Genomic DNA, 25064 nt, shown 5'->3' with positions numbered 1-25064 from the left:
CTATCCGTTCCCGTCGCCCATGGCACAGTCCTCATTCGGACGACCGTGTTGCCAATGGAGGACAGACGAGGAGTGCGACGTTACTGACTTCGGCTTTTCAAGGTGACGATGGGGTCTCGAGGGTGAGGCCGGTGCCGGCTTTGAAGCCGTTGAGGGTGTCGGGCCGGTACTGGAGGCGTTTGAGTCGGTTGCGGACGAGTGCTTCCAGGCGGTCGAGGGCCATGACTGCGAGGTTGACCAGGCTGCGTTCGATGTGCGCCCACACACCCTCGGCAGGGTTGAGATCGGGTGAGTGGGCCAGCAGCAGCACCGCGTCAGCCACGCCCGCTCGGCGACGAGGTCCCGCATTCTGCGGGAGACGTGGGTGTTCAGGCGGTCCCAGACCAGCACGATCGGTGCTCTGACAAGCTGGTGGACGCCGTCGACCAGCGAGATGAAGTCCCGCTCGCCCATGCTGCGACGTGCGCCTTTGCCAGCCGGGTGGGTGCGAAGGCGGTGGCACAGCCGAGTGCGGGAGCCGGGCCGCATGGCGATCGGCCCGGCCACCGACAGCCGTCCCGAGCGTCGTCCGCTGACCGTCGCGACCGGGGTGCGGCCGCGGCGGCCCCAGGTCCGTCCTTTGGGCGGCCGTCGGATGAAGCCCGCTTCGTCCTCGAAGCAGACGTAGCCCCCGCGCCCGACACGCTGTAGGAGACGTGGCACTTCCGGCCGATCAGTGTGGCCACCCTCGATGCAGTCCACACCCTGGTCCTCCACCCAACCGTGCGCGGCCGCCCCTGCTCCGGATACCCGGCCAGCTTCTCCGGACACCACGGGGACAGCCGGCACCGGCTCCCGCTCGGACCTCGGGAGGCAAGAGCCTGAACACCGCCGTCCCGCCACAACTGGTGCCGCTGATGGGCCGACTTCACGCACACCCGAAGCCGCCGTGCCACTCCCGACGGCTTGACCCTCTGCTACCCCCGGCCCGGCGGCCCGGCCCGCCACGCGGTCGATGCCCCCAGGGGCCGTCCGCCTCTGCACCGCGTGGCCGACCGCCGCCGCAACGGGCGAACGAGGCCTTCAGTGGCCCGCATACGGAGCTCCGACACCCGCCCTACTGGCTGGACCTCCGGCACCGAGGGCCGGCTGATGGCCGTGGTGCGCGGAGCCCCCCACCCATACCGGCACACCTGGTACGAACGGCGGTAAGGGGCTGTCAGGGAGAAGTGCACAGCTTCCCCATGTCCCGAGGGGAAGGCGTCCGGGCGGGGACTACAACCCGGACAGGCGGAGGGCGCCCGTCCCCCGCTTCGTGGCCCCCCGGGGCGTCACGGACGCACTGGCCGAATAGGGCCGATTACCAAAGGAATGTTGCTCATGAAATCCTACTTAGCGGCTTTCTCCGCCCCTATTGTCGATACCCCGTACGCCGGCGGCAAGCGCTGGTTGCCGAGTCTGTACTGCCTGCACGGGACGGGCCACAGTCAACAGGTCATGTGTGACCGCTACGAATGGGACCCGGCCAAGGGGAAGCCCTGGTGGGGCGATCAGCCCGCCGACACACACTCCCTGGATGCCCTGGACGGTGGCTACAAGCTGTTCAGCGACGGCGGCACTGGCAACCTCCTCGACGCCGGCAAGCCCGTCGACGCCGCCCTCTGCCTGGGCGATACGAGCACCGTCTATCTCTTCCAGGGCGGGAACTGCATCACCTTCTCCATCAACAGGCCCACGGGAACCCGGCCTGACACCCAGGGTTTCACCAAGTCAATCGCACAAGTGTTCGGCTATGACTTCGGTGACAAAAAGGGGAAGGTCTTCCCCTTCGACGGGGTCGACGCCGCACTCTATTCAGCCGCGGACAACAAGGTCTGGTTCTTCCGGGGCACCCAGTGCGAGTCCTTCGACGGCGACAACTACCAGCCGGACCACTGGGATCCGTCCAACGACAACGGCGGCTGGGGCGACTACAGCCCCGCGATCGGTTCCGCCTGGACCGGCCTCCCCGCCGACTTCGGCAGCGGCATCACTTGGGCCGCCGCCTCGGACCTCGTCACCGATCCGGTAACCGAGCCCGAAGGCACCCACCAGGACAGCGGCTACCTCGTCAAAGACACTGACTGGTGTCCCGTCACCCCCAGCACGACAACCGCTAGGGTTTTCACTACTCCCGGCGACCATACCCTCCCCATCCCCGAGGGCATCACAACGGTGGTGATTGAACTCTGGGGGCCCGGCGGTGGCGGAGGCAGCGGGGGCAAGTCCAGCAGGGGTGGCAGCGGGGGCAGCGGCGGAGCCGGCGCCTACCTCCGCGACACCGTCACCGTCCCGCCGAAGACCACCTCGCTTGCGTTCCACATCGGCAAGCCGGGTGACTCTTCCAGCTATCCCGCCGACACCCCCACCCTCCTCGCCGGCGGCGGAGGCGGCGGCGGAGGCGGAGGCGGAGGGGGCAAGCTCGGCGGAGGCGGCGGCAACGGCGGCCACGGCAACGGCGGCCACGGCAGTTCAGCCGCTGGCGGCGGCGACGGCGGCCATGGTGGCAACGGCAGCCACGGTAGCGGCAGCGGGGTCGGCGGGGCCGGCGGCAGCGGCAGCGTCAGCGGCGGCGGTGGCAAGGCGGGCGGCGGCGGCAGCGGGGTCGGCGGCAACGGTGCCGACGGCGCCGACGGAAACGACGCCGGCATGGGCTACAGCGGAGGCGGAGGCGGAGGCGGCGCCCAAGGCCCCAGCCTCCATCCCGCCCAGGCCCTTTTCGGGGCGTCTGCGGACGGAGACCCGTGTACCCCCTATCGGACACTCAGCGGCAGCACGGGATGCGGCGGCAACGGCGGTGGAGCAAACGCCCAGGGCAGTCCTGGAGGCAACGGCGCCGCCCGCATCACCTGGTAACCCCTTGGCAGAGACGGGCAGTCCGCCACCAGACCGCACCCAACGGTCGGGGAAGGCCGACTGCCACGTCTCAACAGCAGAAGGGGCTGCGGTCGCTGAGCCCAGCTCTGCAGGGTTCACTTCCTGCGCAATGTGTTCGGCGTGATCAACAAGGAAGCGGCGGAGATGGTGACCCGCGACGATCCGTACGGTCTTTGTCTTCCCGAACGACGACGCGCTCCTGCGGCTGGTCACCGCCGTGCTCTTCGAGCTCCACGACGAGAGGATCGCCTTCCCGCCGCTACCTGCCTGAGGGCAGCATGGACCAGCTCTACCCCACCGAGCTCCCCGAAAGCGCCCCGGCGCCCCGCTGCGCGACGAACGCCAGACGGCCGGGAACCTCACGCTGACCGTCCGGTACGCCGACCGCACCGCCAGCAGACGCAGCCGCACCCTGATCGAACCCACCGCACACACCCGGGCCCCGGCCATCGAACCGTCACCGACCGCGCCCGCTACGGACCCGGCACCGTCCGACCCGCCATCCTCACCACCACCGACATGCGGATCGCGTACGCGTAGCCCGGCTGGGACAAGGCGGCAGGTGTCGGGGGAACACCTTCCGGCGGGGCCGGTCCGCGCTGGACTGAGCTGGGCTGGACGGTGGTGGTGAAGGCCGGCCCGGCCCTGAAAAGAAAGCAGACCTCTTCCTCCGGCTATCGCGGAGAAAGAGGTGTCGCCGTGGCGATCAGGCTTGCCCCTCGGGCCTGACCAGGCACGATGCTCCGGACGCTCCGGCCTCCATCCACGCACCGACCTAGTCACGGCCGCACCAGCGCACCCCGCAGCACCAAGGTGAACAAGGGTGGTCAGGTGACGTTGACGGGGGTGGACTCGGAGGTCACACTGCCGATGGTGAAGGCCAGCTGTGTCGTCCCCGCCGGCGCCGTCGCATCAGCCGTCACCGCCACCCACAGCGGGACGTACGTCCCGTTCCCACCGAGCCCCGCCTGCGTCAGATCGACCTGGGAAGCGGTCAGCGTCTGCCCGTCGCCAGACACGGTGGCGTCAAAGTTAGTAACCAAACCGGTCTGCGGATTCATCACCGAAACCAAATATGTAGGCTGCGGCTGGAACTTGAGAAGCGCACCCGCCGGAAGCTTCACCGTCACATCCAGCGGCAGGACCTGCCCAGCCACATGTACACCCGGATATCCGGGTGCCCCGGCAGGCGCAAGCGTTACATTCGGCGGACCACCCGCAACCACCGAAAAGCCTGGATAGCTGTCGTCGGAAGAGTATCCGGCAAGGTGTCCCTTGGGCAGGGTTCCATGAACGCTGACCCGTCCTGTCGAATCAGTATTCGACATTCCAACGATTTCGGCAGTCAATCCTGTCATGTCCCACTTAATTTCAGAGATGACGCTTGCTATGTCCAGGTATTGCTGGGCGGCCGCAATCAGATCGTCATTGAAGTCGGATTGCGCGGATTCGAGTTTCTGGACCGCCGCCCGGTTGAGGTGGATTTTGAAGTTGTCGCCCGATTTATCGAATACGATGTCACTTGCCATTGCAGGATTCCTTCCGGTTCCGCGTCTCGTGATCCTGTCGGTGTCGTTTGGGTCGCTAGGGCCGCTTTCAATCCTTTAGAGTCCCGGGTTTGATAGCGTGGCAGGGGGCCGTGCTTGGGGCATGCTGCCACGCAGGAAGCGCAATAGGGTGGGCTCGTGGGCTCTGTGGGAGGGCACGGCGGAAACATATTCCTGGATGAACCAGGGGCAAGCACCTTTTAAACACGGGTTGATGCTTGCATGGTCACAAATTCAGGACATGCCAGGAGCAAAGCAGCGACTCCAGCGACCCTGGCGCACGCCAACCCGATCAGTACCAAAACGACCGGCCCGGACAGCAAACATGACGGCACCACATCGGTACCCCATATCAGCAACGACACTCACTCCCACTTGAAGAAATACCACCCTAGACACTGACAAAACCTACTGAACCTCACGTAAAAACATCGCGGATCATCAGGGGGCCTCTTGCGGCCGTCGCGGCGGCCGTCGTCCCGGCACGGCCGGTAGATTAGGCGGGACCGGTGGCCGGGATGGGCTTCGTAGTCACGGGCCAGGCGGCGGCGGTTCATGAGCCAGCCGAGGGTTCTCTCGACGGTCCACCTTCGTGGCAGGGCGGAAAATCCCCTGGCGGTGGGGTCGCGGCAGACGATGTGCATGTCGACGCCGAGATTTGCGGCGTGCTCGACGAGGCGTTGGCGGTAGCCGCCGTCGACCCAGGCCTTGCGGACGGTGGGATGGTCGGCGGCGACCCGCTCGATCAAGGTCTACAGCCCCTCGACCGTGACAGAACACGGCCCGCTCTCACAACCGAGGCTCGGACCCGTCCAGGAATGATCGCAACGATCGACCACAAGAGCCTTGACGACAGACCTTAGGGAACCTGCGCCCGCCGACACCCGGCTTCTCCGCACTACATGCCCTCCGCGCGGCCCGCCACTCGGGATTCGCGCCCGCTTTCGGTCTCCCCGAGCGCTCTTGGCCATGCTCACCGCGGTCATCGAGGTCCAGCAGGTCGGGGCATCGCAGCTGTGAAGCCGTTCCACAACGGCGGAGCCGAAGGAGTCAACACCAGGACGAAACTGATCAAGCGTTAGATGTACGGCCGAGCCGGCTTCCACCTCCTCCGCCACCGCATCCTGCTCAACTGATCCACCCCAGCGAGCGATCAACGCCTACGAAAATATTGTCAGAGCCGTTGACTTGACACACCCGGCGCATCGTGAGGTGAGACCTGAGTCTGATTACAAGATGCGACCTGAGTTTGACTGATCGGCCATCGGATGCGTCGATGATAGGTGAGCCAGTGTGTGATTGCCTGCGGATGCCGATGGCTCATCGGCTTCTGTTCCGTAGGCCCATAGAAGGATTGATATGAAGTCAAGTTGGGCGCGCCTCGGAGTGGCAGTCGCCGTAGCTTTTCCGACGCTCGGATTAACTGCCCCCGCCTCCAGCGCCGCCGAGAGGGGCAGCATTTCTGCCTACCAGCCCGGCGGGGCACAGAATTCAACGAGCGAACCTTCCCAGGGACGCTTCCTGGAAGTTACTCGCAAGCAGCGCAGCTCAGCTCAACCTATCCGGCTTATCCGGCCTATCATAGGTGGAACCGGGGTTAAAAATGACCAGTACCCTTCCATGGCTGCTCTGCTCATCAACAGCGGCCCAGAAAGCGGAATGCAATTTTGTGCCGGAACCCTCTATAAACCGAATGTCATCCTGACTGCAGCACACTGCGTGACAGGCAGAGACCCCGATGGTGTAAGTGTAGCCGTGGGGCGTACCGTCCTTTCCAACACCCAGCAGGGACAAGTGCGCGCCGCGGTCAGTTTCAAAATACATCCCCGTTACGACCAGAGTGACCCCCGTAGCGAAGAGTCATATGACATGGCGCTCATCGAACTCGACAAACCCGTTGAGGGAATCACGCCCGTTCAAATGCCAACCCCAGGGACTGATGCCCTTATTCGCCCCGGTGCACAGGCTGTCGTTGCAGGTTGGGGTCTGACCGACGACGTTCTCGAGCATTCTCCTGATCGGATGCAGCAGGTTACGGTACCGATCTTGTCCCAGGCTGAATGTCAAGCGAGTTACGGATCCGACGAATTCAACCCTGAGATCGACATATGTGCCGGAGTCGCCGGTAAGGGCTCATGTCGTGGCGACAGCGGAGGACCGCTTTTCAGGAAGATCCCGGGGCGTGAGGTACCGATCCAGATCGGCATCGTCTCCCGAGGCGGGGAAAATTGCGCTACCCAGGAGGAGCCAGGTATTTACACTTCTCTTAGCTCGAAAGAACTCTGGAACACATTTGAACAATAGGCGTGATGCACGCCGGGAGAGCTATTCACAAGCCTCACGAGGTGATTCGACTGATTCCAAGGGCCGTCGCCGTACGGCAACTCTTGAAGTCCGGTTGAGCATTCTACCAATTACGTGAAAATTTGGCGTCCGATGCACCCTGGGAAGTTTGGTAATCTCAGCACCGTCGACCTCGATCGAGCCTGCGGCACGGTCGACCATCCAATGGCGTCGCGGCTTGCAGTTCGCCGCTTTCGCCTTGCTGGTGGGTAGTCAAAATTTGCACATCTATCGTGATGGGGTGAAGCGTGATTGGCATGATGAATGAACCCATGGAGATTTCGAATCTGGATATGTGGCGTTTATGGTGATCCTTTAGATGCAACGCTGCTGCGTGATCTTGAGCTAAACCCCTCCGGGGGAAGACCTCGCGACCCGGCCACGGATAGTATATTCCGCAATTAGCGAGCAGTTTCAAATTGCGGAGAAAGGTATGAATGTGCTTGACATGATTAACATCCCGATGGATATTCCCGACTATTGGGTGGCCATTCGCGGAATGCTTTGCCTTTAACGTCGATCTTTCGTGACGGGTACGCCAGTTCGCTGGCGTACCATTTTGGCTGTCGGGGTGGCCTATCGACCTTCATCCTCTGTGACTGATTCCTCTGTTCCCCCTTTGTCACGGCCGCAGTTGGCGGAGGCGCGTCGTGTTCGGGCGGTCGAGTTGTTCGAGGAGGGCACCTCGAATGCTGAGATCGCGCGGGCGGGGAGGGTGTGCGCCGAAAGCGGGCGGCGGTGGCGGCGCGTGTGCGAGGAAGGCGGCGCTTCGGGTCTGCGTCGGCGTGCGGCCACCGGTCGCCCGCCCATGCTGGACGACGCCCAGGCCGAGACGATCCGGGCCGCGTTGGAGCGGGGTGCCCAGCCCATGGTTTCGATGGCCGCCCTGGGATACCACACCACCGACCCCGGTCGAGGGGCTGGCCCGCCTGTGCTTCCACCTCAAGCCCGGAAGCTACGACACGACCGGACTGATCGAGGTTCTGGAGCAGGTCGAGATGTTCCACGGCGGGGACCGGGTGGGCGATCTCCGATCACATGCGAACCCAGCTCGTCACCGACGCCCTCGCGGCAGCCGAGCGGACCCGCGGGAGCCTGACCGGAGCGGTGATGCACACCGGCCACGGAACGCAATATACGCGTCGGGCTTTCGCTGAAATCTGCAGGTCAGCATGGGTGCGGCACGGCATGGGCGCGATCGGGTCCAGCGCGGACAACGCCGCCGCTGAAAGCTTCAACGCGACCTTCAAGAGGGAGACTCTCAAGGGCCGCAAAGGCTGGGCGAACGAGCGTGAAGCGCGTCTGGAGGCCTTCCCCTGGCTGACCCGATACAACACCTGACGCCGCCACTCCCGCCTCGGCCAGCGATCTCCGATCGCCTACGAGAACGACTTCCAACCCACAGCAACGACCCTGGCCCAAGCGGCATAGCTCACTCGCATCCTTGCAGGCCAGGGCACCTTTCCTGCTACCGGGCCGTCAGATCGCCCAATTCAGCTGAATACCCGAGGTGGGCGTTGAGGGATGGCAGGCACATCGAGCAGTCTTCTGCTGTTGAGACGTGGCAGTCGGCGTTCCCCGACCGCTCAGTGCGGTCGGGGAACGGACTGCCCGTCTCTGCCAAGGGGTCTACCAGGTGATACGGGCAGCGCCATTGCCGCCAGGACTGCCCTGGGCGTTTGCCCCACCGCCGATGCCGCCGAATCCCGCGCTGTTACTGTTACTGAGCGTCCTATAAGGGGTACGCGGGTCTCCTTCCGCAGATGGTTTGAAATCGGCCTGGGTGGGATAAAGGCTCAGGCCCTGGGCGCCGCCGCCGCCGCCGCCGCCGCCTTGCAGTCACCGTCGCCGTTGTCGCCGTCGGTGCCGCTGTTGCCCTTGCCGCTGTTGCCCTTGATGGCGTGGCCACTGCCGCCGGCACCGCCTTGGCCTCCGCCGCCGTTGTTGTTGTCGGCGCTGCCGCCGCTGCCGCCGCGGCCGCTGCCATCGCTGCCTCCAACGCCTCCGCCGCCGCCGCGGCCGAGGCCTCCGCGGCCTCCGCCGCCGGCGCCGGGGAAGGCGTTGCCTCCGGCGCTGTCATCGCCGCCGCCTCCATGGCCTCCGTCTCCGCCTAGGCCGAAGGGGACTCTGCCGCTGCTGACCTTGAAGCCTCCGCCCCCGCCCCCGCCCCCGCCCGCCGGCGGCGAGGAGGACGGGGGCGCCGTCGGCAGGGTAGTAGGTGGATTCACCTGGTTTACCGATGTGCACCTTCTGGCCTGGTGCCAGGCTGATGATTTGCCTGATGTAGGCACCGGCGCCGCCGTTGCCGCCCTTGCCGCCGTTGTCGCCAGCCCCACCAGCGCCACCCCCTCCTCCGGGTCCCCAGAGTTCGAGGATGACCATTTTGACGCCGTCGGGGATGGCGAGGGCCTGGTCGCCGGGCTTGATGATGCCGGGAAGAAAGCCGGTGGGGGTGCTGGGGGTTACGGGACACCAATCGGTGTCTTTGACGAGGTAGCCCCGGTCTTGGTAGCTGCCTTCTGGATGGTTTGTTGGGTCGGTGACGAGGTTCGAGGCGGCGGCCCAGGTAATGCCGTTGCTGAAGTCGCCGGGATTGTTGGCCCAGGTGGAGTTGATCGCGGGGTCGTAGTCGCCCCAGCCGCCGTTGCCGTTGGACGGATCCCAGTGGTCCGGCTGGTAGGTGTCGCCGTCGAAGGACTCGCACTGGGTGCCCCGGAAGAACCAGATTTTATTGTCCGCGGGTGAGTAGAGTGCGGCGTCGACCCCGTCGAAGGGGAAGACTTTTGCTTTGTTATCGAAGGGGTAGCCGAACACTTGTGCGATTGACTGGGTGAAGCCCTGGGTGTCTCGCCGGCTTCCCGTGGGCCTGTTGATGGAGAAGGTGATGCAGTTCCCGCCCTGGAAGAGATAGACGGTGCTCGTATCTCCCAGGCAGAGGGCGGCGTCGACGGGCTTGCCGGCGTTGAGGAGGTTGCCAGTGCCGTCGTCGCTGAACAGGTTGTAGCCATCGTCCAGGGCATCCAGGGAGTGTGTGTCGGCGGGCTGATCGCCCTGCCAGGGCTTCCCCTTGGCCGAGTCCCACTCGTAGCGGTCACACATGACCTGTTCACCGTTGCCTTGCCCGTACAGGCAGTACAGACTCGGCAGCCAGCGCTTGCCGCCGGCGTACGGGGTATCGACAATAGGGGCGGAGAAAGCCGCTAAGTAGGATTTCATGAGCAACATTCCTTTGGTAATCGGCCCTATTCGGCCAGTGCGTCCGTGACGCCCCGGGGGGAGGCCACGAAGCGGGGGACGGGCGCCCTCCGCCTGTCCGGGTTGTAGTCCCCGCCCGGACGCCTTCCCCTCGGGACATGGGGAAGCCGCGCACTTCTCCCTGACAGACCCTTACCGCGAGCGAGTGTCACATCGGAGGCTGTCGGCGCCACGGTGAACTCGGTGGTCAGGTGACGTTGACGGGGGTGGACTGGGAGGCCACATTGCCGATGGTGAAGCCCAGCTGTGACGTGCCCGCCGGCGCCTTCCCATCAGCCGTCACCGCCAGCCACACTGCGACGTACGTCCCGTTCCCACCGAGTCCCGCGTGCGTCAGATCGACCTGGGGAGCGGTCAGCGTCTGCCCGTCGCCAGACACGGTGGCGTCATAGTTGGTGATTACGCCGGTGACTGAATTCATCACCGAAACCAAATATGTCGGCTGCGGCTGGAACTTGAGAAGCGCACCCGCCGGGAGCTTCACCGTCACATCCAGCGGCGGGACCTGCCCATCCCCCTCATGAACCACATGGACACCCGGATACCCGGACGCCCCGGCAGGCACAAGCGTCACATCCGGCGGGCCACCCGCAACCACCGAAAAGTCATTCCACTGAATTACCACCAGACCATCACTGCCACCCATACCCACAGTGCCCGTATACTGCGGGTCATCCTGCTTAGGGGCATTATTCGAATTACTTCCACTGCCGGACAGGCCGGCGATGGTGATGCCATTGGTTACCGTAGAACCCGAACAATAACCGCCACCGCCACCGCCACCACCACCATCGCCGTTGGTGTAATTGCCGGTGCCGCCGCCGCCTCCTCCCCAGCCAGATCCCCCACCACCATTGAGCCGGCTGTTCCCTCCTCGTTGCCCACCACCGACAATGACATCACCGGCGTTGGACACTGATCCCCCGTCTCCCGAGCCACCAATGCCACCACCACCGCCATGACCTGGGGCGGCTCCGGCACCGTCGCCGCCTCTCACGCCGCCGCCACCACCACCGAACTGGAAGCTCCAATAGTCTTCGCCGCCACCACCACCGGCGATAAGGGTAGGAGTACTGGGCTTCTCGTCGTGCCACACGGCACTCATGCCGCCCCCGCCACCACCTGCGTACTGGCCGCCTTTGGGACCACCTTGGCCAGCGCCGGGGAAACCACCGGTGACGCCCGAGGCGGCTTTACCCACAGCCAGGGAAAGGGTTTCTCCCGGTGTGACGGCAACCGTGCCGCGGGTATATCCCCCCGCCCCAGGCTGGCCTTGATGCTTTGCGCTCCACCCGCCACCGGCACCCCACATACGGACGTCCACACTGGTGACACCCGCCGGGACAATAAACGAGTCCTGCGCGCCGGTAGCCTCGTACCGATGGCACCTGTCGAATCCATCCGACGGCGAGGAGTTACCCGTCGTGCCCTGTGCCACGGAAGCAGCCTGAGAGATCAGGTCAGCCATCGGACTCCTCAAGGCCCATTCAGGCACCTGCCCCTGGGAAACCGGCCCACCGATGTCGCTCGTCATATCCTTCACTCCCTGTCTATGCGAAATGGACCCCGGCTCCTCCCACAAGAAACAACAACCGGGCACAACTTCCTCACCCCCCTCGTATGTCACCACCCACGCCATCCCCCTCGGAACCTTTGAGGGTTTTCCAACCTCACGTCGAGGCGGGGAGGGTCATGAATCAGGTGGGCACCCGCTCTGAAGGGACACCTGATGGACGCGAAGACGGGCCACCTGATCGAGGACGCTGACGGCAAGTCGCTTTGCGGTGCCGGGCTGGAGCGTTGACAGTGCCGATGTGGCACGGACGACGACGAAGCACCGTGAGACCAACGGGGGCCGGCCCGGGGCTGGGCCGCAACTGCTGGACGAGCTGGCAGACCTGGCCGCGGACCCGGTCCGGGACGGCGGGCTCGGGCTGATGGGCGAGGGCGGGCTGCTGTCCGAGCTGACCCGGCACCTGATGCAGGCCGCCCTTGAGGCGAAGATGGACCTGCATCTGGCCGAGGAGGCCGGCCGCACCGGCGGCCGCGCCCCCCGGTCCGGGGGGGCAATGCCCGCAACGGCTACCGGCCGAGGAAGGTGATGACGGAGGTCTGCGCCATGACGGTGCAGGTGCCCCGGGACCGGCTGCATTGAGGAGATGGTCCTGCCGCTGACCGCGAAAGGCCTCACCTCCGGGGAGAGCGTCGCCCACCTCGCCGAGGTCTATGGGATGGAGACGTCGAAGGAGACGGTGCGGTCGCGAACCGTCCGATCCACGTCGTCCTCGCAGTGACCTGCGACGGAATGCGCGAAATCCTCGGACCGTGGGCCGGTGACGGCGGCGAGGGCGCCAAGTTCTGGCAGACCGTGCTGGCCGAGCTGCAAAACCGCGGCGTCCGCGACGTGATGATGCTCGTCTGCGACGGCGTGAAGGGCCTGCCCGAGGCGGTCAGTGCCGTCTTCCCCGCCACCGTGGTCCAAACCTGCTTCGTCCACCTCATCCGCACCACTCTGCGTTACGCCGCCCGCGCGGACTGGGACGCCGTCGCCCGCGACCTGAAGCCCGTCTACACCGCCGCGGATGAGGCCCAGGCCCTCGAGAAGCTGGCCGACTTCTGCGAGAAGATCATCTCGACCACCAACGCGATGCCAACGCTGGTCCAACCGCTGGAAGGACGCGATGAACGCCTTCGACATCGTGCGAGCGGTGCTCCACGGAGGGCTCATCACCTCACATTGCGGCGAGGGAGATTGTTTGTCGCAGTACATAGAAGTGCGTGCTGGACATGAATGAAGGGAGTCAGCCATGACTGAACTACATCGAGGGTTCAGACATCGATGCAGCGACGCCGGTACTCACGGTGCTGTAAGAGGGCGGGACACGTGTAGGTTGCCCGATTCCAACGGGCGGATGAGGCCCTGGCCCACGAGATCACGGTGATCCATATCGCGTCCCCACCCTGTAGCTCCTGGTGGTGGAAGGAGTTCTCCGCCGGGTTGTTGATCCTTTTGTGGGAGCGGTGCTCCACCGAGGGCATCACCTCGCGCTGGGCGGCACGTTGGCACGGAGCTTGTCCGTGACGATCACCCTGGGCGCTGTTCCGGTCGTCCTGAGGAACCGGCGGAAGAAACGCCTGGCTGCGGCCTTGCTCCGGTGGTTCTGGACGAGGATGTCGAGGACGTTGCCTTCGGTTTCGACGGGCCGCACAGGTATTTCCACTCACCGTTGATCTTGATGAACGCCTCGTCGAGGTGCCATTTGTCCCCGGGTCGGGTGCACCGCCGGCGTAGACCGTTGGCGTAGGCCTGTCCTTGTACGACGGTGACGCCGGCGGCGTGGACGACACGGTCGGGCCCCTCCCGGACACAGCCAACCTGAAGATTTTCCCACCCCGCCGACAACGTGACGGCGCCCTCCTCGCGCGTCGAGCGCCGGACCGGTCAGCTGTACCCGCGACGCCAGGATGAGGTTTTTTCCGTGAGAGGCGAGGGGAAGCAAGCGGACCAGCACATACAAGAGGTCGGTTAACAAACGCAGTGTTCATCGGCATGACCCACTACCCACTACAGAACTACAGCGTCCGACATCCGTCTTCCTGAGCCTGGGGAGAAACGCGAGTCTGTGATCCATAGGGATGGACAGACTCGTGAATCCACGCGGGCCTTGAAAGATGGGAGACCGTTCCTATACCCGTAGCGGCGGCGCACGGCATGTTGTCCGGAGGTACGGCATGACCAACATCAAAGCGAGCCAACAAACCGTCGCGGAAATTTTGGCAAGCTACAAGATTTCCGTCGGCACTACTCCTGCATCCATGCCGAAGGTTTCTCTCGAACCCTCGGTAAGTACGCAGCAGACAGGGAGCGTCAACAATCCAGATGAACCCCTACTGGTTTACGGAGAATCAAGCGACAAGCAATTCATCTTTGTCCTCGGCGGCATCAAGGACCCGCTTACGCAACTCACCGCCTACGCTGTGATTTCCGCCAGTAAACACGACCCAAATGCTGTCCCCCAGGCCTACTTGTCGCTTCTCGCCCTTATCGGAGGCGGCGTGGGGGTAGAATACGATATCGGCCTGGATTACGTCGGCACAGGGCTAGCCACGGGAACATTCAGCGAAGCCAACCTTGATGCATTGAACGAGAATCTCAAGAAACTCGCGCCGAATTGCCCGATCAGCTTCCCTGGAAAAGGGATAGAGGGCACTCCAGGTGACCGTCAGCTCAAAGAAACTCCAGGGTTCGCCTTTCTCACCCTTACGTTTGGAGCGGGCCTTAGAATTGGGTCGGCCCACGGATCCGTTGACTCGACGATCTTGATTCCCTATCTAGGTGTGGACTCCGAGCCCTCATGGACAGATCTTGGAGTTTCGCTAAAAGGTCTCTACCTGCGTCGCATCGGGATCACCTACAAGACGATTGCCGGAGCCTTCCAGTTCGTCGTGTGGCTGGACGGCACGTACTCGTTTGGGGGGAAGCCAGACGATAAGGGCAACGTCGAAGGCGATGGGGTCACATTTGAGCTGCTGGACTTCCATCTCGGTATTACGACTAATCCTGACTATTCTTGGTCATTTGCTGGGGGCTGGCCGGACGGGCTCGGCCTGAATTATGTGAAAGGCCCGGTGCAGATTGGGGGCGGTTTTGCCGTCATCCACGACAGGGGAGAATACGATTTCCTTGCCGAGGGTGGCCTGGCCCTCTCCATCCCAGGGTTGAACTTTGAGATTCTTGGCGCCTATGCGCGGGCGAAATCTGGGGAAAACCTGGCCGATTACCCGTTGGTGTTCTTCTACTTACTGATGCAGCTGGCGTCCACAACGCAGGGGGCCCCGCCGGATGGAATCGAGGTCTTTCCTGGTGTGATGCTGACGGGGTTCTGCTTCGGCGGTGGGATGAACTGCCAGCTTCACGTGCCAGATCCTGCCAAGGTGCTGAAGTTCCCGCTCGTGACCCCGCTCATGGCCGGCGGCCAGATACCCAACAGCCCGCTGGAGGTCGTGAACAACCTCACGATGCCCGACCAGGATCTGCATCTGACGTGGGTTACACCGCAGGACGGTGGCTTCTGGCTTGCGGCCGGACTCGCGGCGAATATTGTCGAAGTTTTCAACATCTGGGGACTTGTCGTCGTCTCCATCCCGCAGGGCGGCGACTGGAGCGCCGCCTTGATCGGCACTCTAGACATGGTGTCGTTCAAGGGCATCTTCAAGGTAAAGGCTGCTGTGGAGGCCGAGATATCGTCCCAGCTGGTGGCCGTCGGCGCCACGCTCGCCCCCGGTAGTTACCTGTTCAGTGACGACTTTGTGACCGCCACCGGCGGAATAGATCTTTATGTATACATTGGCGGGACAAACAAGGGTCAGTGGGTGCTGACCGCAGGCGGGTACCCCCCAACGCTCAACGTGCCGGGAAGCTACCCGTTAGCTCCGCCGAGAATCGGAGCCAGCTACTCGCTGAAGGTGCTCAACGGAAAAGTCGACTTCGAGGTGGCAGCCAGGGGATATCTGATGATCTCCAACGTCGGCCTGGCAGCCGGCGCCAGCTTGGACTTCAGCCTTTCTGGAAAAGTATGGAAAATCAAACTCAAACTGTACTTCTCGATTGGGATGGACTTCCAAGTCCAATGGTCCCCCTTCCATGCCAGCATCGACGTGTCAGTAAAACTCGGAATCTACATAAAGCTCTACATATTAAGCAAACGTTTCGAAGTGTCCATCAAGGGCACCGTGTGGATGCCTCCCTTCGGTGGAAAGGTAAGGCTGGATCTGCCGTTCGGTATCCACCCGTCAATCCCGTTCGGCAGCCAACCACTGTCATCCGATTGGCTCTCGTGGGACCAGTTTGTGACAAAGATGCTCCCGAGTGACGGGCGGATGCTCGCGAAGGTCGAGTCGGGCATGCTGCCCGTCCCGAGAACTCCGGACTCCGGACAGAAAACCCTCGCCGTGAAGGGCTCCGACTCCACAGACACGTGGAACGTCTCCATCCACGGGTTCACTTTCTCGACGCACTGCGTGGTTCCCTCCACCGACATCACCGTCAACGGCTCGGACCAACTGCCGATCAACGGCAAAGGCACCATGGACCACTCCCGGGCCCTCCACGTCCGGCCCATGGGACCCGACGCCAAAGGCCTCACCTCCAACCACGTCGTCACCATCACACACGTAGGCGTGGGCCCCGTCGACCTCGCCAAGGACGGCTGGAGCGTCCAACCCGTCTCCGAAGGCGTACCGGAAGCCCTCTGGGGCACATCCCTGGGCCTCGACGAAAAACCCGACCTCACATCCGGCGGCCTCCTCGACGCCTACACCGGCGTCCGCGTCACAGTCCCCGACGCCAAACTCGGCCACGACATCCCCCCCATCAACGTAAACACCAGCCTCGGCTACGAAACAGTCCCCAACGACAGCGACCTGCCCATCAGCCCCACAGCCACCACCCCCACCGACCAACCCAACCCCACCACCAACCCCAACGCCATCTCCACCATCACCACCACCATCACCACCACAAGCGCAGCAGCCCGACACCGCCTCGACACAGCCCTGCAAAACAGCAAAACCCTCACCGCAGGCACACAGGACTACAGCCCCCACACCAACAACACACTCACCCACTTCCAGACCCGCATCACCCAAGGCCTCTACACCACCAACCCCCTCACTGTCTAAACACCACGGACGCGGGAGAATCCATCATGGCGACACCACGCACCATTCATTTCTACGATTCCTATGTCCCGTCCCTGACGGTAGGCAACTATAAGATCGACATTCACCAAGAGGTGCAAAAAGACGGACAATCCATCAGCCATTTCGGAGAAAATGGCGTCGACCAGTTCCCTATGGTCACGCAGCCATTCTCCATTCACGGCCCACGGTTCACTTTCGATCCCAGTTTTGTGCATGCAACCCACCCGCCGTCCGGGGCTACCGGCCAATTCGACAACGAACTGGCACACGTGAGCCTGAACCGGATCATCCTGCCCTGGGAGGTCATGCTGCAGGAGGGCGGGGAGGGCGTTCCGTGGCTGGCGCTGCTTGTCTTCGCCGAGAACGAGCTGCCGAATGACCCCCACGCGCAGGGCCTCGTCGATACGACCTATACGGTCGAGCAGCTGCTGTCACTGAAGGACAAGACCATCCGCGTTCCGAATATCCTGACCGACTCAGTAATCGATGACGTCTTGAAGGGCACGTGCCGCACGATCGACGTGCCGGCGAAGGTGTTTGCGGGTGTTGTTCCTCGGTATGACGAACTGCCGTATCTGGCGCATGTGCGTAACGTGACCGACACGCCCACAACCTTGGCGAAGGCCAGGATGCAGCTGGATGAAATGACGGATCTGGGCCAGTTCAGCGTCATCGTGGCAAACCGGTTCCCGCGGACGACGGGGAACTATGCTGCCCATTTGGTGTCGTTGGAAGGCTTCGTCGACTGTCTGACGCCCGCAGGTGGACCTCAGGTGCTGCCCGATACTGCCACGACGGTGCGCCTTGTGTCGCTGGTGTCGTGGTCTTTCACCTCGCAAAAGGTGGACGGGGGGCACTTTTCTGAGGTGGTCCACGAGCTGGCGCTGCCGGGTGAGAGCCCGAACCCGGATGCGCAGCATGCCCTTGCTCTGCGGTTGCCGCCTCCCACCGCCCAAGACACTCCTGAGGAGCGCGAGGCGAAGCAGCGGATTGAGTGGGGTTATGTTCCGCTGTCCTATCTCACCGCTGAGGGAGAGGAGACCTTTGCCTGGTACCGAGGGCCGCTGACCCCGGTACCGCAGACCCAGCTTCCCCCCGGTCTCGTCCCGCCCTCGCTGGCGCGTGACCCACAGGCACAGTCCGCTCAGGACGATGTCGCCAACCCCAGCACGACGGATGGGCTTCTGGTCTACATCCAAAACTGGGGTGTGTTTGATCTGTCGTATGCAGTGGCGTGGATGACGGGCTGGCAGCTGGCGCTGTCGCACGCACAGGCACGGACCGCACAGAAAGCGTTCTGGAGTAAGGCACGCAGGGCTGCTGCGCTGGCCGTGCGTCGTTTGACGACTCCCCCCGAGGTGAGCGGTCTGGATCCGGACACGCTGACCACTGCAGAGGCCTTGTCCCGCCACTCGCCCGCCACCCACCGGTGGCACACGCTGGTTGAGGGCGGCCTGGCCCAGCGTCTGACCCGGAATCACCGGCAGCCTGCCTCTGCCTCTGCCTCTGCCTCTGCCTCTGCCTCTGCCTCTGATGCTGGGGCAGCGCCGTCACGAGGTGAGCAGTTGCGTGCTCTTCTTGCCCGAAATGAAGTCCGTGAGATGGTGACGAACGCGCTCCAGGGCGAGATGGATCAGGTCGGGGACGTCCTGAACTCTCTGGGCGCTTTGGATCTCGTCCCCTTCGATCACCTGGTGGCCGATCAGAGGATGCTTCCCAAGGAGAGCGTGCGCTTCTTCTACGTCGACTCCACCTGGATTACTGCACTGTTCGATGGGTTCGTCAGCGCCGGCGCCCAATCTGATTCCGATAAAGCCCTGCAGGAGACCATCCTTTCCCGGCTTCAAGTTGAGGCCAACACGGTGGACTGGCCGAAGGCCGGTCTGCTGCTGCGATCCCGGCTCGCCAGCGACTGGCCCGGGATGCTCATCGAAGGAGACAAGGGCGGGAATACGGTCCAAATTGTGCGCCACGAATACCTGGCCCCCGATCTCCTGCTGGTTCTTTTCGAGGATGTACCGGACACGGTGATGTTCAGCGAACCGCACCAGGACCTTTATCTGGGCGCACAGCCAGAGGAACACGACGGTGTCGACAGTCTCTGGTTGGACGTGAGAGTGCTCCTGCCGGGCGACAAGACGGGTGGCACGGTTGGAGACAATGACACATTTCCGCCTTACAATCAAAACTCGAAAGGCCTCCTCGATTATCTTCGTACAGGAAATTCTGCGGCGGGGACGCTTGATGTTCACCGCGTGATCCCGGACTTGTCCCATACGTTGCAGGGATATGGCCAGCTCAACAGTGGGGAAACTCTCACGCCAGCCGGCTTCGCGGTGGAGCTGATTCAGACGCCGAGCCGCCAAAAATTTATCCAGCCGTAAACACAGGCGCACCCTCTTACCATTCGGAGCTTATTGTGACTAGTAATCCATTGATCGTTCCTGTCGAAGTCAAGGCATACCTGGTCAACGATACAACAAGTGATCGTGAAGGTAGCTTCGGGCACTGGGAACTCGACTTTTCCCGCCCTGAGGACCTGGGAACCCCGCCCGAGCCGTACCCGGACGTGAGCTCGTACCTCAACCCTGCCCAGGGAACGTACCTGCACTGGGCGTTGCCGCATGCGCTGCGCACACCTCAGGAGTCGAACCTGGAGGATTTCCCGCTGGTTCCTAACCGGTGGCTCGTGGTCCGGTCCAGCCTGGCCGGGGTGTGGGATTCCGATCCATCATTTAAGGCGTGGGTGGTGGAGAGTGACTATCTCATCGACTCCGATGACCCCAACTTCAACGATAGTAATTTTGGTGAATATCCGTGGTCGGAGGACAACTGCTCCTCTTATCCGTTTACGGTGAAGAATGGATACGATTACAGCGACGGTCATTACAATGTGGGCGATGTGAAAGAGGGTCACATTGGGCGGCCGTTCGACGTAGCGGGGTGGAGCGAGAAGAAGTCTGATGCTCTTTTCCTCACCGCGTTAGGGCCCGGGCATTTAGCGTTCTGCGGGTTCCAGCCCTACCACAAGGGAGTTTTTTCCTTCTATGACGACCTCAGTGGTGTGGCCGACCAGTCGACCCTCGACTATCTGGTGATGGGCTGGTATTCAGACCCCTCCAAGGACCTTCTTGCTGGTGCAACAGATCTGGGGGCGCTCCTGCAGCAGCTGGGTTGGGCTCCCGGCCGCAGCGGGACGGACACGTTGTCGGTGTATGCCGGAACATCGCTGCGCCTGCCGTGGACATCGGGAACGTATCTGCAGGGTAACTTGCCTGATTCAGCGACGGAGGCCCAGCTCGCGGTCGGACATGACACATCGGAGGCGGGCTCCGCCGAGATGGGCCAAAATTGTGCGGAAGACCGGCTGTTCCATGCGTTTCTTGCCGACCGTATGACGGCCCTGGATGAGAATCCGCAGGAGTTCGACGACACCGTGCACAGTACGTGGTTCACGCCGGAAGGCACGGACTACGCCTGGACGATCATCGATGCGCCGGAGTGCGAGCCGAATACGAACGACGATGAACTGGAGAAAGAGCGGGTTTGGCTCGCCGAGCTCAACACGAACCAGTACAAGTACAATCTGCTGGCCCGGAATAAGACGGGACTGCAGGACCGGCTGTATAACACGTGGCGCCTAAGCCAGATGCCTGACAAGGGCCGCGGCACCGAGTACGGAAAGCCTCCTGGCTTCGCAGAAGAAGCCAAACCCGAAATCGAAAAGCTTGCGCAAAGCCTGAAGAGCGTGAACGACCAGATGAATTCGCTCATCACAGGTACGGCGGCGATCCCGTACGGGGCGACGGAGGATGCATTCCAGGCAAGTGTTCTGCAGTACGAGAAGGCTCATGGGCTGGACCCGAATTGCGAGAATAAGAACGGAGTCCACCGCGTTCTCAAACGAATTTCCCTCCCCCCCTTCTACACCCCCTATGACCCTGTGGTTCTTATGGACGGTGTGAACGCCGACAAGGGAGTCGAATACCCGGACGTGCTGCCGTGCCGTTCCCGTGACCAACTGACGGCTCAGATGAGCATCAATGGAAACCTGCAGCCGCCTCCCGCGGCGCCCTCGGTACCTGACTGGCATCGCCAGCTTCCCCCCCAGGTGCAGGATGCTTTCGCCGGCCTGTTCCTGGAATTCACTCTCCTGTCCCGGGCCGCTGCGCACGGCACGGCCACGAACAATGACCTCCTCACCGACCTCGCCACAATTTCGAACGGCGTCTCCGATAAGTTCAAGGACGCGAACGGGCACGACACCGGCCCCGGATTCTTCGCCGGCATGTGGCACCAGCCGTGGGAGCCGGTCTACCTGCTGTGGAGGATCGAATACTTCCCGGTCCCCATGAATACCAGCGATGGCTTCCACTGGGTGTTCGATGCGAACCGTGGCCGGTACGAACTGGCGAAGCAGGGCTCTCCCGGCGACATCGCTCCCTTGATCTTCCTGGGGCGCTCGGCTCTGACCGACCTGCCGTACCAGTTGGCCCAGGGTGCGGTGGCCCGCCATGTTCGCCTCTACGACGATGCCCCCGCCGAAGCGCTGGAGGAGCTGCCGGAGGTGCTGAAGGGTGCGATCTCTCAGATGATGGATGGTTTTCTCCAGAATCTGGAACAGCGGATGGGTGGCGCGGGTGTCAAACCCAACCCGAATGATCCCTCCGACACCACCTCCTCAGGTCGTGTGAGTGACCTGCTCGCCTCCTATGACTATCCCGACAGCGGCTTCCCCCTGCCCGACCCCGACGAGATGATCACCGCGGCGATGAAGTTCACGCCGGCGGGCGGAGCACAGTTCGCCTTCACCTTCGCCTGCGTCGTGGACAGCATGGGCCGCAACTTCCAGTTCATCAACTCCGGTGCAGAAGAAGGCAGTGACCTCAAGCCCAATCAGCGGATCCCCTCGATCGCCTGCACCCTCAAGCCCTCCCTCGGTACCGACAAGCTGCCGATCTACGTGAACACGAGCGATGTCGGGGCTGGGCCGATCTACGTGCAGGTAGGGCCCCGGATTGCGGAGCCCAGCCGACTGCGGTTCGACTTCGTCTCCCCGAACACCTCCCACACCCAATCCGGTGTGGTCATCAACGACCCCCCGGTCGTGGCCACGGCGAAAACCCCCGCGCCTTCCCCCGTGGTGGGCTGGCTGTTGGTGAACCAGCTCACCGGTGCACTCCTGGTCCACAACAGCGATGGCGTCGGGATCATGGAAGGCCGCAAAGGCATCGGCACCAACAACTCGGTCGAGACACCCGCAATCGACTGGGCCAGCCTTCCTTACTATCCCTACCGAGACGACCCGACCGACAAGAATGGTGACTTCGCACAGAAATGCCCTGAGCTGTTCGGCTTCCTCACCGGCCTACGCAACGGCGGCACCGCAGCCTTCGACTCCCTCGTGCAGTGCATCGGCGACAGTGCCCTCACCGCTCCACCCACGCCAAACACCAGCAGCATGGTCGCCCCCCTGGTCGGCACACCCGTTGCCCTTCTCCGGGCGCGCCTGATGCTGGATAGTGCCTCCCTTCCCATCACCGATCCCAGTTGGGGCACATCGCCGTTTCCGGTGCTGGACTTCCCCACCCCCGACTACCTCAAAGAGGCGTGGAAGTGGAATATCCGCCTCGGCGGGCAGCAGAGGAACACCCAGGGCGCTCTCGAAACCACCGACGGCCTGATCGGCTACTTCACCCACAAGACCGGCTCCGACGGCCACGTCCAAACCGACCAACCCACCGACTACACCGTCTTCCGCACCGCGGACGGACAGGACTCCGGCTACGCCCAGAAGATCACCGCGCAGGACCTTGCCCTGCCGGTCAACCTCGCGCCCATGCCGGAAAACCCCAACAAGCACGGGACGGACCCCGACCCCACCAACCCGGTCGTCGCCTACGTCACCATGCTGGTCCACCCCTGGGGGGAGATCAACGCAGTCAGCGACATCCTTCCCACCGCCACCCTGCGCCTGCCCGACGAAGACGTCCGCACCCCTCTCTCCCGCCTGCGCATCCCCTGCCGGATGGGCCCGATCCTGGCCGCGACCCGACCCGTTCCCACCGGCCAAAGCGACGCCAACGGCGACATCAAGCAAGCGACTGCTGTCGTCATGCCCCGCCCAGAAAACTGGTCCGGCACCTGGGACTGGTCCCAGGTCCACACCCCCGACGTCGGAAGCAAAGAAAAAGAAGCAGCCCTGGCGTGGGACCACTACCCCATCACGCCCCCCGACACCCTCGCCCACTTTGACCAGGGCAACCCCGTAGCCCGTACCGGCTACCTCACGCTGGCCACCGCGCTGGGCGAAACACCGCCCCCCGCAGAGCAATACCAGCGCGCCCAGGACAACGCACCGACCATCGAGACCCACCCGGAGTGCGAATCATGATCAGTCAAACTTTCACGAGCGCCAGCGGACTGTGTTACCGCCTCACCACCAGCGAACCCAGCCCGCAGCAGGACCAGGTCACCCTCACCCTGCACGTCACCAACCCCACGCCGGCTCCCATCGCCTGCACCGGCATCACCCTCGCGTTCCCCGTGACCACCTCGGCCCGCGCGAACGCCCTCACTACCCATCCCGAAACCATCACCGCCACCGCCAGTCCCGGCTGGAGCATCACTCCCACCAAGCCCGGCACCTACCGCGCCACCCCCACCGGTTCGACCGTCCCGGCCGGCGCGCGCGTCACCTTCACCCTGGCCGGCATCCGGCGCGCCGCCGGCGGCGCCGCCTCCAGCCTCAAGATCACCGTCACACCCGCCGCCATCGGCGGCCCCTCCGTCCTCATCCCCGTCCGATTCTGGCCGGATGGTGACGACGGCACCTTCACCGGTTTCTATGCAGATACCACCGCCGTCGAAAGAGGGGGGAAAGCCACCCTCCACTGGGTAGCCGCGAAGAATGATCTCATTCAGTATTCCCTCACCTACAACACCGGCGGTGTCGACGCCCAAGACGTGCATTTGAACAACGACGATCTCAAGCAGTACGCCGTCACAGATACCAGTGACAAGAATCTGAACGATTACACCTACCCCACCCAGGCACTCGACGGTCTGGTCGTCGGCTACCAACTCGGGGCCGTCTACAAGAACGCCGGCGACGAGGCAAAAAAGGTCCTCACCACGGCCAGCTTCGTCCAGCGCGGAGACCTCGAAGCCGGCTCCATCAACAGCGTGGCCGGCCCCGCACAGATCCTCACCCCAGGCCAGCAAGGATTCTCTAACAACACCCAGTACGTCGCACCCACCGATGGCATCCTCTACGGCTCCATCGTCTCCGCCTCCACCGACCAACTCTGGGCAACAATCAACCCACCCAGCGACGGCCAAGGGGGACATCCCAGCATGCCCTCCATGTTCCACCTGGTGCTCCCCGAAACCTCCCCCGACAAGCGCGAGGGCACATTCAACCGGAACTTCACCATCCCCGTCGGGAAAGACAGCACCCTCCAATTCGGTTTCCCCAGCCAGGACTGCACCCTGACCTGGCAGCCGCTCGGCAGCCAACCGAACGGCACAGGAAATCTCACCGAAGACCTGGTCTCATATCTTCACGCTGCCCCTCAATTCGGCACCCAAAAATCCGTAGCCGGATGGCCCAGTGACCAAATCGTCGAAGATTTCTACCCCGACGCCCTCACTGTGCCGGCCGGCCACACCACCAACCTCCGCTGGCACGGCCCCAAGAACGACTCCGGCACCCCCTTCAGCTACACCCTCACCTACAGCATCAACTCCGGCGCCCAAACACAGCCCGTCACCCTCAACAACGACGACCTTCAGAAGTGCCAAACACCCGACCCCAACAACAAGAAACTCGCCTACTACGTAGTCCCCACCCAACCCCTCAACGGCGTCGGCATCGGATTCCACCTCACCGCCACCTACCAACCAGACCAAGGCGGTCCCCTCTACTCCGACTTCACCACCGCAGCCGTCGTCACCGGTGGCGACATCGAAGTCGGGCACATCAGTGTCAGCGGCTCCACCAAAATGCTTCTCACCAACCAAAACCCCCAAACCCCTCTCAAGCCCAACACCTCATACACAGCACCCACGGACGGATTCCTCTTCGGCTCCGTCCAAAACGGAGCGCTCCTCGCCCGCATCACACCCAGCGGCGAGCCCGAGATCAAAGTCGCCATCAGCTCCAACAGCTTCGATTACACCAGCGCAGACAATAAAAACTTCACCGTCCCTGTGAGGAAATCCAGCAAGATAACCTTCAGCCTCCCCGGCGTACCACCCACCGGCTACAAAATCATCTGGCACTCCCTCGGCACAGGAAACCTTGCATAAGAGAACACCACG

General features: G+C 63.2%; 12 protein-coding genes and 4 pseudogenes. 10 read left to right on the top strand and 6 right to left on the bottom strand.

Annotated features, from left to right (window positions below):
* Positions 1–97 precede the first annotated feature (97 nt).
* Positions 98–956 (bottom strand): annotated as a pseudogene (locus AC3IYJ_RS40970) (transposase); the annotation flags it as partial.
* 403 nt (positions 957–1359) lie between these two features.
* Between AC3IYJ_RS40970 and AC3IYJ_RS40965 the strand changes: the two are divergent.
* Positions 1360–2874, top strand: coding sequence for a hypothetical protein (locus tag AC3IYJ_RS40965; RefSeq protein WP_489403299.1), 1515 nt, complete (start codon positions 1360–1362; stop codon positions 2872–2874).
* A gap of 349 nt (positions 2875–3223) precedes the next feature.
* On the top strand, positions 3224–3526 hold the full coding sequence (locus tag AC3IYJ_RS40960; protein ID WP_489403355.1) for a DinB/UmuC family translesion DNA polymerase: 303 nt from the start codon (positions 3224–3226) through the stop codon (positions 3524–3526).
* Positions 3527–3722: 196 nt separating this feature from the next.
* Here AC3IYJ_RS40960 and AC3IYJ_RS40955 read toward each other — a convergent pair whose 3' ends face one another.
* On the bottom strand, positions 3723–4424 hold the full coding sequence (locus AC3IYJ_RS40955; protein WP_489403298.1) for a hypothetical protein: 702 nt from the start codon (positions 4422–4424) through the stop codon (positions 3723–3725).
* Positions 4425–4945: 521 nt separating this feature from the next.
* Positions 4946–5194 (bottom strand): annotated as a pseudogene (locus AC3IYJ_RS40950) (transposase); the annotation flags it as partial.
* Positions 5195–6062: 868 nt separating this feature from the next.
* On the opposite strand from AC3IYJ_RS40950, the gene AC3IYJ_RS40945 reads away from it, so the two are divergent.
* The 3 genes from AC3IYJ_RS40945 (at position 6063) to AC3IYJ_RS40935 (ending at position 8899) form a co-directional block, all read left to right on the top strand.
* Positions 6063–6746, top strand: a complete 684-nt coding sequence (locus AC3IYJ_RS40945; protein WP_489403297.1) for a S1 family peptidase — start codon at positions 6063–6065, stop codon at positions 6744–6746.
* 1077 nt (positions 6747–7823) lie between these two features.
* Positions 7824–8126, top strand: coding sequence for an integrase core domain-containing protein (locus tag AC3IYJ_RS40940; protein WP_489403296.1), 303 nt, complete (start codon positions 7824–7826; stop codon positions 8124–8126).
* A 560-nt stretch (positions 8127–8686) separates the two neighbouring features.
* On the top strand, positions 8687–8899 hold the full coding sequence (locus tag AC3IYJ_RS40935; protein ID WP_489403295.1) for a hypothetical protein: 213 nt from the start codon (positions 8687–8689) through the stop codon (positions 8897–8899).
* On the opposite strand, the gene AC3IYJ_RS40930 is transcribed toward AC3IYJ_RS40935, so the two are convergent.
* Both AC3IYJ_RS40930 and AC3IYJ_RS40925 read right to left on the bottom strand, forming a co-directional pair.
* Complete coding sequence (locus AC3IYJ_RS40930) at positions 8862–10001, bottom strand: hypothetical protein (RefSeq protein ID WP_489403294.1); 1140 nt, start codon at positions 9999–10001, stop codon at positions 8862–8864. The two genes, AC3IYJ_RS40935 and AC3IYJ_RS40930, sit on opposite strands and share 38 nt — an antisense overlap.
* A 226-nt stretch (positions 10002–10227) precedes the next feature.
* Positions 10228–11508: a hypothetical protein gene (locus tag AC3IYJ_RS40925; protein WP_489403293.1), complete on the bottom strand. Its 1281-nt coding sequence runs from the start codon at positions 11506–11508 to the stop codon at positions 10228–10230.
* Between the two features lie 346 nt (positions 11509–11854).
* On the opposite strand from AC3IYJ_RS40925, the pseudogene AC3IYJ_RS40920 reads away from it, so the two are divergent.
* A pseudogene (locus tag AC3IYJ_RS40920) lies at positions 11855–12724 on the top strand (transposase); the annotation flags it as partial.
* A gap of 298 nt (positions 12725–13022) precedes the next feature.
* On the opposite strand, the pseudogene AC3IYJ_RS40915 reads toward AC3IYJ_RS40920, so the two are convergent.
* Positions 13023–13353 (bottom strand): annotated as a pseudogene (locus AC3IYJ_RS40915) (DDE-type integrase/transposase/recombinase); the annotation flags it as partial.
* Positions 13354–13772: 419 nt separating this feature from the next.
* Here AC3IYJ_RS40915 and AC3IYJ_RS40910 point away from each other — a divergent pair.
* Genes AC3IYJ_RS40910 through AC3IYJ_RS40895 form a run of 4 tightly spaced genes read left to right on the top strand, consistent with a single transcriptional unit; the run spans position 13773 to position 25052 of the window.
* Positions 13773–16721, top strand: a complete 2949-nt coding sequence (locus AC3IYJ_RS40910) for a DUF6603 domain-containing protein (protein WP_489403292.1) — start codon at positions 13773–13775, stop codon at positions 16719–16721.
* 26 nt (positions 16722–16747) lie between these two features.
* On the top strand, positions 16748–19126 hold the full coding sequence (locus tag AC3IYJ_RS40905; RefSeq protein WP_489403291.1) for a hypothetical protein: 2379 nt from the start codon (positions 16748–16750) through the stop codon (positions 19124–19126).
* A 50-nt stretch (positions 19127–19176) separates the two neighbouring features.
* Entirely contained in the window at positions 19177–23136 is a 3960-nt protein-coding gene (locus AC3IYJ_RS40900; RefSeq protein ID WP_489403290.1) for a hypothetical protein, read from the top strand.
* Complete coding sequence (locus AC3IYJ_RS40895) at positions 23133–25052, top strand: hypothetical protein (protein ID WP_489403289.1); 1920 nt, start codon at positions 23133–23135, stop codon at positions 25050–25052. The genes AC3IYJ_RS40900 and AC3IYJ_RS40895 overlap by 4 nt, the downstream gene beginning before the upstream one ends.
* Positions 25053–25064: the final 12 nt, after the last annotated feature.

This window comes from Streptomyces sp. GL_140 (genome assembly GCF_057834465.1).
Note: the sequence above shows the minus strand (reverse complement) of the source record. Positions and strands in the feature narration are given on the sequence as shown.

Excerpts from the sequence above, each read along its gene's own strand:
- AC3IYJ_RS40910 (WP_489403292.1), top strand. The coding sequence starts at position 13,773 with ATGACCAACATCAAAGCGAGCCAACAAACCGTCGCGGAAATTTTGGCA.
- AC3IYJ_RS40940 (WP_489403296.1), top strand. The coding sequence starts at position 7,824 with ATGCGAACCCAGCTCGTCACCGACGCCCTCGCGGCAGCCGAGCGGACC.
- AC3IYJ_RS40925 (WP_489403293.1), bottom strand. The coding sequence starts at position 11,508 with ATGGCTGACCTGATCTCTCAGGCTGCTTCCGTGGCACAGGGCACGACG.
- AC3IYJ_RS40930 (WP_489403294.1), bottom strand. The coding sequence starts at position 10,001 with ATGAAATCCTACTTAGCGGCTTTCTCCGCCCCTATTGTCGATACCCCG.
- AC3IYJ_RS40895 (WP_489403289.1), top strand. The coding sequence starts at position 23,133 with ATGATCAGTCAAACTTTCACGAGCGCCAGCGGACTGTGTTACCGCCTC.
- AC3IYJ_RS40905 (WP_489403291.1), top strand. The coding sequence starts at position 16,748 with ATGGCGACACCACGCACCATTCATTTCTACGATTCCTATGTCCCGTCC.
- AC3IYJ_RS40955 (WP_489403298.1), bottom strand. The coding sequence starts at position 4,424 with ATGGCAAGTGACATCGTATTCGATAAATCGGGCGACAACTTCAAAATC.
- AC3IYJ_RS40965 (WP_489403299.1), top strand. The coding sequence starts at position 1,360 with ATGAAATCCTACTTAGCGGCTTTCTCCGCCCCTATTGTCGATACCCCG.
- AC3IYJ_RS40945 (WP_489403297.1), top strand. The coding sequence starts at position 6,063 with ATGGCTGCTCTGCTCATCAACAGCGGCCCAGAAAGCGGAATGCAATTT.